This is a genomic window from Phocaeicola oris, assembly GCF_021295095.1.
Classification (GTDB): domain Bacteria; phylum Bacteroidota; class Bacteroidia; order Bacteroidales; family Bacteroidaceae; genus Phocaeicola; species Phocaeicola oris.
Genome location: NZ_JAJLQX010000021.1, coordinates 41541 through 54096 on the forward strand (window position 1 = coordinate 41541; position 12556 = coordinate 54096).

10 protein-coding genes and 1 pseudogene are annotated in these 12556 nt (G+C 39.9%); 9 read left to right on the plus strand and 2 right to left on the minus strand.

All coding sequences use genetic code 11. From position 1 onward, the window contains the following. The 3 genes from LO761_RS10455 to LO761_RS10465 are packed head-to-tail and all read left to right on the plus strand — an operon-like array spanning window position 1 to window position 3973. On the plus strand, window positions 1-1812 hold the full coding sequence (locus LO761_RS10455; protein WP_456238525.1) for a tetratricopeptide repeat protein: 1812 nt from the start codon (window positions 1-3) through the stop codon (window positions 1810-1812). After that, window positions 1809-2633 (plus strand): DUF4292 domain-containing protein, encoded by an 825-nt coding sequence (locus tag LO761_RS10460; RefSeq protein WP_272818233.1) that lies wholly within the window; start codon window positions 1809-1811, stop codon window positions 2631-2633. Before LO761_RS10455 ends, LO761_RS10460 begins: the two co-directional genes overlap by 4 nt. Beyond that, window positions 2633-3973 carry a murein hydrolase activator EnvC family protein gene (locus LO761_RS10465; RefSeq protein WP_272818234.1) on the plus strand — a complete coding sequence of 447 codons (1341 nt, stop codon included), beginning with the start codon at window positions 2633-2635 and terminating at the stop codon, window positions 3971-3973. Before LO761_RS10460 ends, LO761_RS10465 begins: the two co-directional genes overlap by 1 nt. A gap of 366 nt (window positions 3974-4339) precedes the next feature. Here LO761_RS10465 and LO761_RS10470 read toward each other — a convergent pair whose 3' ends face one another. After that, on the minus strand, window positions 4340-5404 hold the full coding sequence (locus LO761_RS10470; RefSeq protein ID WP_272818235.1) for a M20 family metallo-hydrolase: 1065 nt from the start codon (window positions 5402-5404) through the stop codon (window positions 4340-4342). 120 nt (window positions 5405-5524) lie between these two features. Here LO761_RS10470 and LO761_RS10475 point away from each other — a divergent pair, with 120 nt between their 5' ends. The 5 genes from LO761_RS10475 (at window position 5525) to LO761_RS10495 (ending at window position 10854) form a co-directional block, all read left to right on the plus strand. Further along, window positions 5525-7327, plus strand: a complete 1803-nt coding sequence (locus tag LO761_RS10475; RefSeq protein ID WP_272818236.1) for an AMP-dependent synthetase/ligase — start codon at window positions 5525-5527, stop codon at window positions 7325-7327. A gap of 69 nt (window positions 7328-7396) precedes the next feature. After that, window positions 7397-8512, plus strand: coding sequence for a peptide chain release factor 2 (gene prfB, locus LO761_RS10480; protein WP_272818237.1), 1116 nt, complete (start codon window positions 7397-7399; stop codon window positions 8510-8512). A 3-nt stretch (window positions 8513-8515) separates the two neighbouring features. Next, the gene (locus tag LO761_RS10485) at window positions 8516-8722 is read left to right on the plus strand and encodes a hypothetical protein (protein ID WP_272818238.1); all 207 of its coding nucleotides are present in this window, start codon (window positions 8516-8518) and stop codon (window positions 8720-8722) included. A 65-nt stretch (window positions 8723-8787) separates the two neighbouring features. Beyond that, window positions 8788-9276: a CYTH domain-containing protein gene (locus LO761_RS10490; protein ID WP_272818239.1), complete on the plus strand. Its 489-nt coding sequence runs from the start codon at window positions 8788-8790 to the stop codon at window positions 9274-9276. Between the two features lie 219 nt (window positions 9277-9495). After that, window positions 9496-10854 (plus strand): sodium-dependent transporter, encoded by a 1359-nt coding sequence (locus LO761_RS10495; RefSeq protein WP_272818240.1) that lies wholly within the window; start codon window positions 9496-9498, stop codon window positions 10852-10854. A gap of 1048 nt (window positions 10855-11902) precedes the next feature. On the opposite strand, the gene LO761_RS10500 is transcribed toward LO761_RS10495, so the two are convergent. Next, a complete protein-coding gene (locus LO761_RS10500) occupies window positions 11903-12166 on the minus strand; it encodes a hypothetical protein (RefSeq protein ID WP_272818241.1) in 264 nt (87 codons plus the stop codon). Window positions 12167-12195: 29 nt separating this feature from the next. Between LO761_RS10500 and LO761_RS10505 the strand changes: the two are divergent. Continuing rightward, window positions 12196-12556, plus strand: a pseudogene (locus LO761_RS10505) (fimbrillin family protein); the annotation flags it as partial.

The window sequence follows — 12556 nt, forward strand, 5'->3', positions numbered from 1 at the left end:
ATATTAAAACAAATTTTATATAAAATTTCGCTTCTATTGTTCTTTGTGCTGTCTTTTGTTTCCTGTGGAACAGGTAATCAGAAACTAATAGGGAAGAACGATTCTATTTCTACGGATATAGAGCAAGACACCTTACCTGCGGAGTTACGACGTAAGTATGACTATTTCTTTATGGAGGCTGTTAGATTGAAAGAAAAAGGAGATTACGCGAGCGCATACGATCTTTATCAACATTGTCTTTCTATTAATCCTAAAGTAGGTGCCGTATTGTACGAGCTATCTAAATTTTATATGTACACGGCACAAGAGTCGAAAGGAGAGGATGCATTAAAGCAAGCCGTAAAACTAAATCCTAAGAACTTTTGGTATAATCAGACATTAGCCGGATATTATCAGACCAAGCGTAATTATCCAAAAGCGATTTATGTTTACGAGAATATGTCACAGCAATTTCCTACACGTCTTGAACCTCTCATGGCGCTTACTCAACTGTATACCCAAACAAAGCAATATCAAGAAGTCATTAATGTATTGGATAAACTGGAGAACTTAGATGGAAAATCGGAAGCTATCAGTATGGAGAAATTCCGGATGTATGTGGCTATGGGTAATATGGATAAGGCTTTCAGTGAGATGAAATCATTGGCTGATGAATATCCTTATGATATGCGTTATCTGACGATGCTTGGGGATGTTTATGTAGAGAATGGCAAGCCGGAAGAGGCTTTGAAAACTTATCAAGAAGTTTTAGAGAAAGAACCCGGTTATGGTCCGGTACAGCTTTCTTTAGCTAATTTCTACCAGCATCAGGGACAGGACAGTTTATACAATAAACAGATCAATAAAGTGTTGTTGAATGATAATGTGGGCAGTGATACCAAACTGAATATGATGCGTCAGTTGATTATTCGTTCGGAGCAGACGGATCGGGATAGCATTAAGATAGCTTCGCTTTTTAAACGCGTTTTGAAAGAAAAACAAGAGAACGCGGACTTGGCAATGCTGGCTGCTCAGTATCTCGTTACAAAGAAGATGGATAGTGATGCAAAGCCGGTTCTACATCAGGTTCTTGATATTGATCCGGAGAATACTCCTGCTCGTTTGCAATTATTACAATATGCAGTTTCTAAACAGAATATGGATTCTATCATCGCAATCTGTACTTCGGCGTTGGAATATACTCCTAAATCGTTGGAATTCTATTACTATCTTGGAATGGCGTATCATGAGAAGAAGAATATAGATAAGGCCGTTGATGTGTTCCAAAAGGGAGTAGCTCAGGTAGACAGTACAACGGATAAAAGGTTGGCGTCGGATTTGTATGCTATATTGGGCGATATGTATCATGAAAAAAAAGATAATGAGTTAGCGTATGCTGCTTACGATTCTTCATTAGTATATAAATCGGATAATATTGGCGCTCTGAACAATTATGCTTATTATCTTTCTCTTGAACATAAAAATCTGGATAAAGCGGAAGAGATGAGCTATAAAACAGTTCAGGCTGAACCACAGAACGAAACGTATTTGGATACCTACGCATGGATTCTTTTTGAGAAGGGAAAATATGTGGAGGCAAAGATTTATATTGATCAGGCAATGCAGAACGGGGGGGATAAAAGTTCAGTTGAGACAGAACATTGTGGTGATATATATTGGATGAACGGAGAGAAGGAGAAGGCTGTGGAATATTGGAAGAAAGCAGAAGAACTCTCAAAGGAAAAGACTCAAAACAGTGAAAGTTCACGAGATAAAGATGAATTGCGTGTATTGAAAAAGAAGATAACATATAAGAAATATTTTGCTAAATGAAGAAGTATACCTATTATATATTGGTAGCCGTGGTAGGACTGTTTATGGCTGCATGTTCTTCAACTAAGAAGTTGACAAAAACTACTATCGGAAATCTGACAGAAGAACAATATTTCTCTGAAGTAATTGGTCGTGCGCCTGATTGGAAAGCCATAACAGCTAAAATGAATCTGACTCTTACGCAGAGTGTGAAGGAAATAAATGTTAGCGGTTCGCTAAAGATGAAGCGTGATGAAGTAATTCTGATTTCTATTGCTCCGGTTCTGGGTATCGAAGTTGCCCGGGCTGAGATTACTCCGGCGGGTATTTTAGTTGTAGATAGGATTCATAAGCGTTACGTTAAGGTGCCATTTGAAGAGCTGACAAGACGGACAAATGCAGATTTAGATTTTCATGCGTTTCAATCGTTATTCATGAATGAAATATTTTTGCCCGGAAAGAATAGTGTGTCTGTCAAAGATGTGAACGCTTTTACTATTCGTCAGGATACGGCAGCGGCAACATTGGCAGTGAAAAATGCAAAACGCTTTATTTATCAGTTTACTACAACCATTGCCCAAGGCTTATTGAAACAAACTTATATTGGAATGACCGGAACGGAATACGGCATTAAATGGCAATATGGCAACTTCAAGGATTTAGAGAATAAGCAGTTCCCGACAAAGATGTTTGTTGCTGTGGAAGGTTCAAAGAAGTCTTTGACCGCCATGTTCGATTTTTCAAGACTATCAACTGATGCTGACTGGGATTCTAATACGCAATTGTCCGATAAGTATGAAGAAGTAGAATTGGACGATATCCTTAAAATACTTCTGAAATAATGAAACAAATTCTTTTACTCCTTTTAATTTGTTTTCCTTTTACTTTGTGGGCTCAAACTACGCCAAAGATAAAAGAACTGGAGAATCGTAGGAAAGAACTCAGCCAGCAGATTGCGGAATCGGAAACGCTGCTGAAGTCAACAAAGAAGGATGTGAAGAGTCAATTGGATAATTTAGCACTCATTACTGGACAGATTGATGAGCGTAAAAGATATGTGGATGCTATTCAGAATGATGTGAATTCCCTTAATTCTGAGATTACGCAACTTGAATTGGAACTTGCAGACCTTCAAAAAGAGCTGGATGATAAAAAAGAGAAATACGCAGCTTCTGTGCAATATATGTATAAGAACCGTTCGGTTCAAGAAAAGTTGATGTTTATTTTGTCGGCCAAGAACTTTAATCAGATGTATAGAAGAATGCGTTATGTTCGCGAATATGCTGACTTTCAACGTGTTCAAGGTAAAGAAATAGAAGGGAAACAATTGCAGGTGGCTCAGAAAAAAGAAGAGTTGGAAGCAACGCGAGGAGCTAAAGAAGCTTTGTTAAAACAAGGTCAAACCGAACGAATAAAACTGGAGATTCAGGAGCGTGATCGTCAGACATTGATTGCCAATTTGAAAAAGAAGCAGAAAGGTATTCAACAGGAGTTGACTAAAAAACGACGAACAGCTTCTCAATTGAATAAAGAAATTGATCGCTTGATAGCCATTGAAGTTGAAAAAGCCCGTAAGCGTGCAGAAGAGGAAGCTCGTCGGTTGGCTGAGGCAAAGAAGAAAGCCGCGGAAGAGGCTGCGGCAGCAAAATCAAAAGAGGATCCCGCTGCTATAAAATCATCGGAAAATGCGGCACGAAAAGCATCACCTCGTGCGACAATTAAATCTGCTCCAATCGAGAAATATAATCTGAATACGGAGGATCGCCGTCTATCGGGAAACTTTGAACGTAATAAGGGAATTCTTCCTGTGCCTATTACCGGTCCGTATCTTATCATCAGCCATTTTGGAACCTATAGTGTGGATGGGCTGAAGTATGTTAAACTTGATAATAAAGGTATTGATATAAAAGGTAAGCAGGGCGCTCAGGCTCGTGCTATTTTTGATGGTGAGGTATCTTATGTCTTTAAATTGAACGGCCTCAATAATGTGTTGGTTCGTCATGGGGCATACATTTCGGTATATTGCAATTTGAAGAATGTAATGGTTTCGAAAGGGCAACATGTAAATACGCGAGGTCTACTTGGTACGGTTGCTACTGATTCAAATGGCAATACGGTTTTACATTTTCAATTAAGAAAAGAAACGAGTAAACTTAATCCGGAAGCATGGATTGGAAGGTGAGTTCAACGATCTATAAGTATTTGTTGATTTAACGATTAGATCAAATTCTTTTTTCATAAGGAGATTAAGGAAAGTGATCCGTATGAATAGCTCAACTCATACGGAAGAATCTTTCGTTTCACATAGGTGAAACAAGAGTTTCACTTCTGTGAAACAAGTGTCTCACAATAGTGAAACAAGTGACTCACCTATGTGAAACGAAAAAATCTTCTGGTGAATATGGTAACTTATGTAGTTCACTTTTCACGTTCATACGCATCAGGATAATAGTTGTTATGGCTGATTGCCAAAAGAGCCGTGTATCACTTTAAAAAAAGTAGTGATAAATGGTTTGTATTATCTTAAATTCGTCGAACTCACGTTAATTTATAAGGTCAGTCCGTCCAACATCTCTATGTAAAGTCGAATAGCTTCCTCTATTTCTGAAGTTTTTATAAACTCATCGGCTGTATGTGATCGGGAAGATTCTCCCGGCCCCATCTTCAGAGAAGGGAAGTTCATCAAAGCTTGGTCGGATAGAGTTGGTGAGCCAAAGGGCTTTCTGCCTAATGCAACAGCTCTTTGTACCAATGGGTGATTCGGATCTATTTTTGAGGAATTCAGCCGGAATGAATGTGCTTTTACTTCGTTCTTCACATGTGCGCTGATTTCTTTAAACAATTCTTCATTTGTATAGCACTCGTTGCTGCGAATATCTACCAAACAGGTGCATGTATCCGGAATAACATTATGTTGAGTACCGGCATTCATTACGGTTACCGTCATCTTTACCGTGCCAAGTAAGGGGGATATCTTCGGAAATTGGTAATTCCGGAACCATTCAATATCATCCAAAACTTTGTAGATGGCATTCACTCCTTCATTACGAGCTGCATGCCCTGATTGACCATGAGCAATCAAATCCAGCACCATCAATCCTTTCTCGGCAATGGCAGGTTGCATACCTGTCGGTTCTCCTACCAATGCGACACTAATAGGAGGTAAAAGGGGTAATATACTTTCAATTCCGTTCTTACCGGAAACTTCTTCTTCACACGATGCAAGAAAAATGAGATTATAGTTTTGGTCTTTTGTAATCAGATAACGGAATGTTTCAAAGAGTGAAACCAAACTGCCTCCGTCATCATTACTGCCCAGACCATATAATTTATCATCTTCAAGTTTTGCTGTGAAGGGCTGATGTTTCCAACCGGCAACCGGTTTAACCGTATCAATGTGTGCATTCAGTAAGATGGTAGGTTTCAGCGGATTAAGATTGGTACTTGTGCACCAGATGTTATTGCCCGAACGTTCGGTCATTATGCCTAAGCTTTCTATATAGTTTTGTAGAAAATCGGCAGCCTTTTCCTCTTCCTTGCTTATGGAGGGAAAGTTGATTAATGATTTAAGCAGTGTGATTGCTTCTGAGGTAAAATTTTCGATATTGCTCATTTTGTCGCTCCTTTTGACAGACAAAGATAAGGATTTGTTGTCAAATTTGTATTGTATTACGATGTGATTTCCAAATTAAAGAGGTAACTTTGTGACAAAATAGTAAAAAAACAATCAAATATGAGTACTCTTATGTCGCACCTGATTCAGAATCAGGCAAAGAAATTTGGTAATCATGCAGCTTTGAAATACAAAAATCAAAAGACAGGGAAATGGGTTCCCATCTCTTGGAATAAGTTTGCTGAGGTGGTTACGACTGTTTCGAATGCTCTTCTTGAACTTGGTGTTGGTGTTCAAGAGAATATCGCGGTTTTTTCTCAGAATATGCCGGAATGTCTTTACACCGATTATGGCGCTTATGGTATTCGTGCAGTAACTATTCCTTTTTACGCAACCAGTTCTGAAGCACAAATTCATTATATGTTGAACGATGCTTCTGTTCGTTTCCTTTTTGTCGGGGAGCAGTTGCAATACGAAGTTGCGTGTAGAGTAATGTCCTTGGGCACCCCTTTGAAGAAGATTATTATATATGATAGGAATGTTAAAAGATATCCTCAGGATACTAATTCCATTTATTTTGACGAGTTTCTTCAGTACGGTAAAGCTCGTCAGTTTCAGAAAAGAGTTGATAAGCTGACCAAGGAATCTCTTTCAAGTGATATAGCGAATATCCTATATACGAGTGGAACAACAGGCGATAGTAAAGGTGTTATGTTGCTTCACTCTAATTATGAGGCAGTTTTAGCGGCTCATCATCAGCGTTTCCCTGATTTAGGACCGAAAGATGTGGTGATGAATTTCCTTCCTTATACACATGTCTTCGAGCGAGGATGGACATATTGGTGTATTTCCGAGGGTTGTACGTTGGCTGTTAATTTGTATCCCAAAGATATTCAGCAGTCGCTTCGTGAAGTTCATCCTACCTGTATGTGTTCTGTTCCTCGTTTCTTTGAAAAGGTTTATCATGGCGTGAAAGAGGTGATGAACGAAATGACAGGAATGAAGAAATCGCTTGTTCTTGATGCCATAAAGGTGGGTAGAGACTATAATATTAATTATGTAAGTAAAAATAAGTCTGCTCCATTTTGGCTTCGTGTGAAGTATAAGTTCTATGAGAGAATGGTGTTTTATAAGGTACGCGAGCAAATTGGTTTAGAGAATGGTCGATTCTTTCCGACGGCCGGCGCGGCTATACCAAAGGAGGTTCAGGAATTTATTCTTAGTATTGGAATAAATATGATAACCGGTTATGGCTTAACCGAGTCTTTAGCGACTGTTTCTTGTGAGCAGGATCATGATCATGTCATTGGTAGCGTTGGAACGATAATGCCTCACGTTCAAGTGAAGATAGGAGAAAATAATGAGATATTATTGAAAGGAGCAGGTATTACCCCCGGATACTATAAGAAAGAAGCCTTGACTAAAGCTGTCTTTACGGAAGATGGCTGGTTGCGTACAGGGGATGCCGGCTACCTTAAGGATGGACATCTGTTCCTTACCGAACGTTTGAAGGATTTGTTTAAGACCTCTAATGGAAAATACATTGCTCCTCAGAGCATTGAGTCTCGTTTGGTGGTGGACAGATACATTGATCAAATTACTATTATAGCCGACCAGCGGAAGTTTGTATCTGCTCTTATCGTCCCAAATTACGATTTGATAAAAAGCTTTGCAAAGAGTAATGGTATTGTTTATACTGATATGAATGATCTGGTGAAGAATCAGAAAATCATTGATTTGTTTACCGATCATATTGAAACGCTTCAACAACAGTTTGCGCATTATGAACAAATTAAGAAATTTACTTTACTTCCGGAACCCTTTAGTATGGAACGGGAAGAATTGACTAATACATTGAAGATTAGGCGTAGTGTCGTGGCAAAGAATTATGCGAAAGAGATTGCCGCTATGTATGTGGAATAACTTAAAGCTGATTTTGATTACTTGGGATTAGTGTGAATTGAAACAATTGATTAATAAATAAAACAATATATGATTACTATAGACCAACTGAAGGATGTAAAAGATCGTGCAGCCGCGCTTGAAAGATATTTAGATATTGATAACAAACAAATCCAGTTGGAGGAAGAACAGCTTCGTACTCAGGCTCCCGGCTTCTGGGATGACGCGAAGAAGGCTGAAGCTCAAATGAAAAAAGTGAAGGATATCCAGAAATGGATTGAAGGATACAAAGAAGTCAAAACACTTACAGACGAGTTGGAGTTGGCTGTCGATTTTTATAAAGATCAGTTAGTTACTGAGGAAGAAATAGACACGGATTATCAGAAAGCTATGAATGCAATTGAGGAACTTGAACTGAAGAATATGCTTCGTTCCGATTCCGATCAGATGGATTGTATTCTGAAAATCAATTCAGGCGCAGGCGGAACGGAAAGTCAGGACTGGGCTTCGATGTTAATGCGTATGTACATGCGTTATGCCGAAACTCAAGGATATAAAGTTACTATTACCGATTTGCAGGAAGGTGATGAGGCCGGTATTAAGAGCGTGACCATGAATATAGAAGGAACCTATGCATACGGATATCTGAAAGGAGAAAATGGCGTTCATCGTTTAGTACGCGTATCTCCTTATAACGCACAAGGGAAACGGATGACTTCTTTCGCGTCGGTTTTCGCTGCTCCACTGGTTGACGATAGCATTGAAGTCAATATTGATAATGCACGTATTAGTTGGGATACTTTCCGAAGTGGTGGTGCCGGTGGTCAGAATGTCAATAAGGTAGAATCAGGAGTTCGCTTGCGCTATCAGTATAAAGATCCGTATACGGGGGAAGAAGAGGAAATCCTAATTGAGAATACGGAAACTCGGGATCAACCTCACAACAGAGAGAATGCTTTACGTCATTTACGCTCTATTCTATATAATAAGGAATTACAACATCGTATGGAAGAACAGGCAAAAGTAGAAGCCGGGAAGAAAAAGATTGAATGGGGTTCTCAAATCCGTAGCTACGTCTTTGATGATCGTCGGGTGAAAGATCATCGTACCGGTTATCAGACTTCGGATGTAAACGGAGTGATGGATGGCAAAATAGAAGGATTCATTAAGGCTTATCTGATGGAATTCTCCGATCAGGAAAATTAAAAGATGAATTGTTTGGGAGTTCTTATAAAACTTTCTATATTTGGGAAAGAAATTATCTTAAATATTAATGCAATGGGAAAGAATAATAGGAAAGCTCTTAAAGCGAAAAAGGCGGAACAGAAAGCACGTAAAGTTATTAAAGGTATTTGTTTTACTTTGATTCTTTTAGCAATTATTCTTTTGTTTGTCGCTGTTAAATATCTAAACTAAGTAATAGAATGATATTATAAGTCCTGCAAAGTGAATACCGAGCGGGACTTTTTTATATAAATGATATGGCACAGGAAATAGAACGAAAGTTTCTGGTTATAAACGATAATTATAAGAAAGAAGCCTTTAACAGAACGCATATTGTACAGGGATACATGACGAGTGGTCATGGCCGTTCGGTGCGTATCCGGATTCGTGATGAAAAAGGATATATTACTATTAAAGGGCCGTCGAACGCGACCGGAATGAGTCGGTTTGAATGGGAGAAAGAGATCTCTTTGCAAGATGCGCAGGATCTTATGAAACTATGCGAACCCGGTCAGGTAGATAAGTTTCGTTATCTTGTGAGGTCGGGGGAGCATATCTTCGAGGTAGATGAGTTCCATGGGGATAATGAAGGACTTATTATGGCTGAAGTGGAACTGAAATCGGAGGATGAATGGTATGAAAAACCTAATTTCATTGGCAAGGAGGTGACCGGAGACCATCGTTTTTATAATTCTTATCTTACTAAATTCCCTTTCAAGTATTGGAGTGGAGAAGTCAATCTATAGTCTTTATGTTTCTTTTTTTTGCGTTTGCCGGTATAACTGAATAACCGAGACTCTTATTTAAGTTATTCTATTTGTTACAAATTATGGTAATAAATATAATGAAATCGTATTTTTTAGGGTTTAAAAAGATGAATTTGTATAAATAGATAGACTTTTTACGATTCTTTTTATAGTTTTGTATCTTTGAAATTTAGAAACTGAAACAGACAGTTGTTAGGAATGGAAAAGAGAGCAAACTTTGGGAGTAAGATTGGCGCGATATTGGCAGCGGCCGGTTCTGCCGTAGGGTTAGGAAATATATGGAGATTCCCTTATGAGACAGGTGCTCATGGCGGAGCAGCTTTTATTTTAATTTATTTACTGTGTATCTTATTATTGGGCATTCCCGTTATGATTGCCGAGTTCTCCATCGGTCGTCATGCGAAAGCCAGTACCGGCAGTTCTTATAAAGTGCTCGTTCCGGGTACAGCTTGGAAGTATTTAGGTTATTGGGGAGTGCTTACCGGTTTTCTTATTTTCGGCTACTATACCGTTGTTGCCGGTTGGACGTTGGAATATCTGTTTGATGCCGGATTAAATGGCTTTATCGGCAAAACTCCTCAGGATTTCATCCATGACTTTCAGGCATTCTCTGAAAATCCTATCCGTCCGCTTATTTGGCTGTTTGTTTTTATGATAATGACTCATGTTATTATTGTAAAGGGAGTGCAGAAAGGTATAGAGAAATTCTCGAAGATTATGATGCCTATTCTGTTTATATTGCTGATTGTTTTGGGCTTTTGTTCTATTTCATTACCAAACAGTATAGAAGGCTTAAAGTTTTTATTTATGCCCGATTTCAGCAAGATTGACGGAGCTTCGATGCTTTCTGCTTGCGGACAGACTTTCTTCTCGTTGAGTTTGGGAATGGGATGTTTATCTACTTATGCTTCTTATTTTTCGAGAGACACGAAATTGGTTAAGACAGCTTTCAGTGTGGGCATCATTGATACTATGGTGGCTATTCTTGCGGGAGTGATTATTTTCCCCGCGGCTATATCTGTTGGCATCCAACCGGACGCGGGGCCTTCGCTTATTTTTATCACATTGCCCAACGTGTTTCAGCAAGCATTTAGCGGAGCTCCTATAATTGCGTATCTGTTCTCTGTTATGTTTTATGTGCTTTTAGCGTTGGCAGCTTTGACTTCTACTATATCAATGCACGAAGTGTCAACAGCCTTTATTCACGAGCAATTCCATTTTACCCGCGGTCGTTCTGCAAGTATGATGACAATGGGAAGTTTAATGGTGGGCATTATTGCTTCTTTGTCTTTAGGAGTATTAAAAAATTTGACCATATTCAATATGGGAATTTTCGGGTTCCTTGATTATCTTACAGCAAAGATTATGCTTCCGTTGGGCGGATTCTTCATTGCCATCTTTGTCGGTTGGTATTGGAATAAGCAATATTCGTATGAAGAGATTACGAATGGAGGAACCATTATGAAGCATTTCTTTAAGGTGTATATGTTTGTTATTAAATATATCGCGCCGTTGGGTATTCTCTTTGTCTTTGCTAATGGGTTGGGCTTTATCTGATAGGCTCAAGTATAGTTAATGTGAAAGTTAACGGGAGCAATTACCGTCATGGCAACATGAATAATAAGAATGCTGACAGCCTTACGTATGGAATGAATAAGTCATCCGTATGAGTTGTAAAAGTGATCCGTATGAGTTTGTCAATTCATGCGGATGAGTTGACCGGTTCATGCGTATGAGTTCTTCGTTTTATGCGGATGACTTTCTCGGTTTATACGCGTCGCTTTTTTGTGTGATGCTTATCTCTTTCTTCTTTGTTCAATATTAACGGAATTCAATATAATTGGAAAAATATATCGTTGATGATAAGCATCGTCATCATCGTAACATGGTTTAATGAAAACTTTTTGCATTTCCCTTGCATAAATTAAACTTAATACTTAGCTTTGCCTCCGAAATCATCAACGTGGTGATTTCCATCCTATTATATAAAAATGTGTAAAGTGCGAAATCTTTTTGAACATAGCGTGTTTCTAAAGTAAAATTATTTGGAACCTCCCAATAATTTGATACTTTTCTCTTTCATCGGCGTGCAGCCGTTAAACCACACTTCAAACTTTTCGCATACGTGCGCTTGACAGCGTGCGGAGACCATAACAGACAAAGGCATCCCGAGAGATTTGTTTTTTGGGGTGTATTTTCTTCCTGATACAGGAGAGCGAAATAAGACCGTTTTTACGTTGCTAAAACAGAACATTTAGGAATATAAAATCATTCTATCAAACAAGTTAAATGAAAAAGAAATGAAAAAAGAAATGAATTATGTAAAACCCTCTTGTGAGGTCCTGACCATGGACATGGAAACGGTAGTCATGATGGCAGGCAGTGCCAACGTGTATCCCGGAGGAGGGGGCGGCGGCAGTGTCATTGTGGAAGATCCTACTGAAGACCCCGATTAACCCTGTGGCGCCAAGCGCTTCAACCTGCGGGAACGGATGGAAAGAGTCCGCTAATCAATTTTAAGTTTTATGACCATTTAAAAAGAAACAAGACAATGAAAACAACGAAAATTTTATTATTGTCGGGCATGCTAATCTCATTGGGCATGCTAACCTCGTGTACCAACGACGACCTCGTTAATGGTCGTCAGACCGGTGGCGACAAAGGCGCTGCCGTAACCTTCCATGTGAGCGACGCACAGGCCGAAGCTCAAAACGTCGCCTCCTCCTTCGGCGGTGCCGTTACCCGTGCGGCCTTTGCCGAGAGACTTGCCGTGCAGTCCCTCACGCCCGAAGACCTCACCTCGCAGAAGCTCTCTGTAGTGGGAGCCGACGATGCCTGCCTCATCGAAACCACCGTGGCAGGCATCCATCCCGTGCCAACATCACCACCACTGCCACATTGGAAAATTTCAGCTCCATCGGTTACCGTGGCACAACCTCGGGCAACCTCGAAACCACACCGTGGTTCTACAATGAGGAAACCGGTCCCGACGGCAACCTCATTACGCCTATGCTGTGGTCGTGGGGAAAACGTTACGGTAAGTTCTTCGCCGTGGCACCGCAAGTGACTGCCGGCTACGGTAAGATTACGCTTTCGCCTGCCGACCATTCGGGCACGCCATACGTGGATTTCGAGGTGGAGCCTGACGTGAAGAATCAGAAAGACCTGATGACTGCCTGCTCGGGCGAGGTGCACTATGCCGAGTGGGGATCGGCTCCCACTACCAACCTGACGTTCCGCCATGCCCTCACCGCCGTGC

Excerpts from the sequence above, each read along its gene's own strand:
- LO761_RS10475 (WP_272818236.1), top strand. The coding sequence starts at position 5,525 with ATGAGTACTCTTATGTCGCACCTGATTCAGAATCAGGCAAAGAAATTT.
- LO761_RS10460 (WP_272818233.1), top strand. The coding sequence starts at position 1,809 with ATGAAGAAGTATACCTATTATATATTGGTAGCCGTGGTAGGACTGTTT.
- LO761_RS10465 (WP_272818234.1), top strand. The coding sequence starts at position 2,633 with ATGAAACAAATTCTTTTACTCCTTTTAATTTGTTTTCCTTTTACTTTG.
- LO761_RS10470 (WP_272818235.1), bottom strand. The coding sequence starts at position 5,404 with ATGAGCAATATCGAAAATTTTACCTCAGAAGCAATCACACTGCTTAAA.
- prfB (WP_272818237.1), top strand. The coding sequence starts at position 7,397 with ATGATTACTATAGACCAACTGAAGGATGTAAAAGATCGTGCAGCCGCG.
- LO761_RS10495 (WP_272818240.1), top strand. The coding sequence starts at position 9,496 with ATGGAAAAGAGAGCAAACTTTGGGAGTAAGATTGGCGCGATATTGGCA.
- LO761_RS10490 (WP_272818239.1), top strand. The coding sequence starts at position 8,788 with ATGGCACAGGAAATAGAACGAAAGTTTCTGGTTATAAACGATAATTAT.
- LO761_RS10485 (WP_272818238.1), top strand. The coding sequence starts at position 8,516 with ATGAATTGTTTGGGAGTTCTTATAAAACTTTCTATATTTGGGAAAGAA.
- LO761_RS10500 (WP_272818241.1), bottom strand. The coding sequence starts at position 12,166 with ATGGATGCCTGCCACGGTGGTTTCGATGAGGCAGGCATCGTCGGCTCC.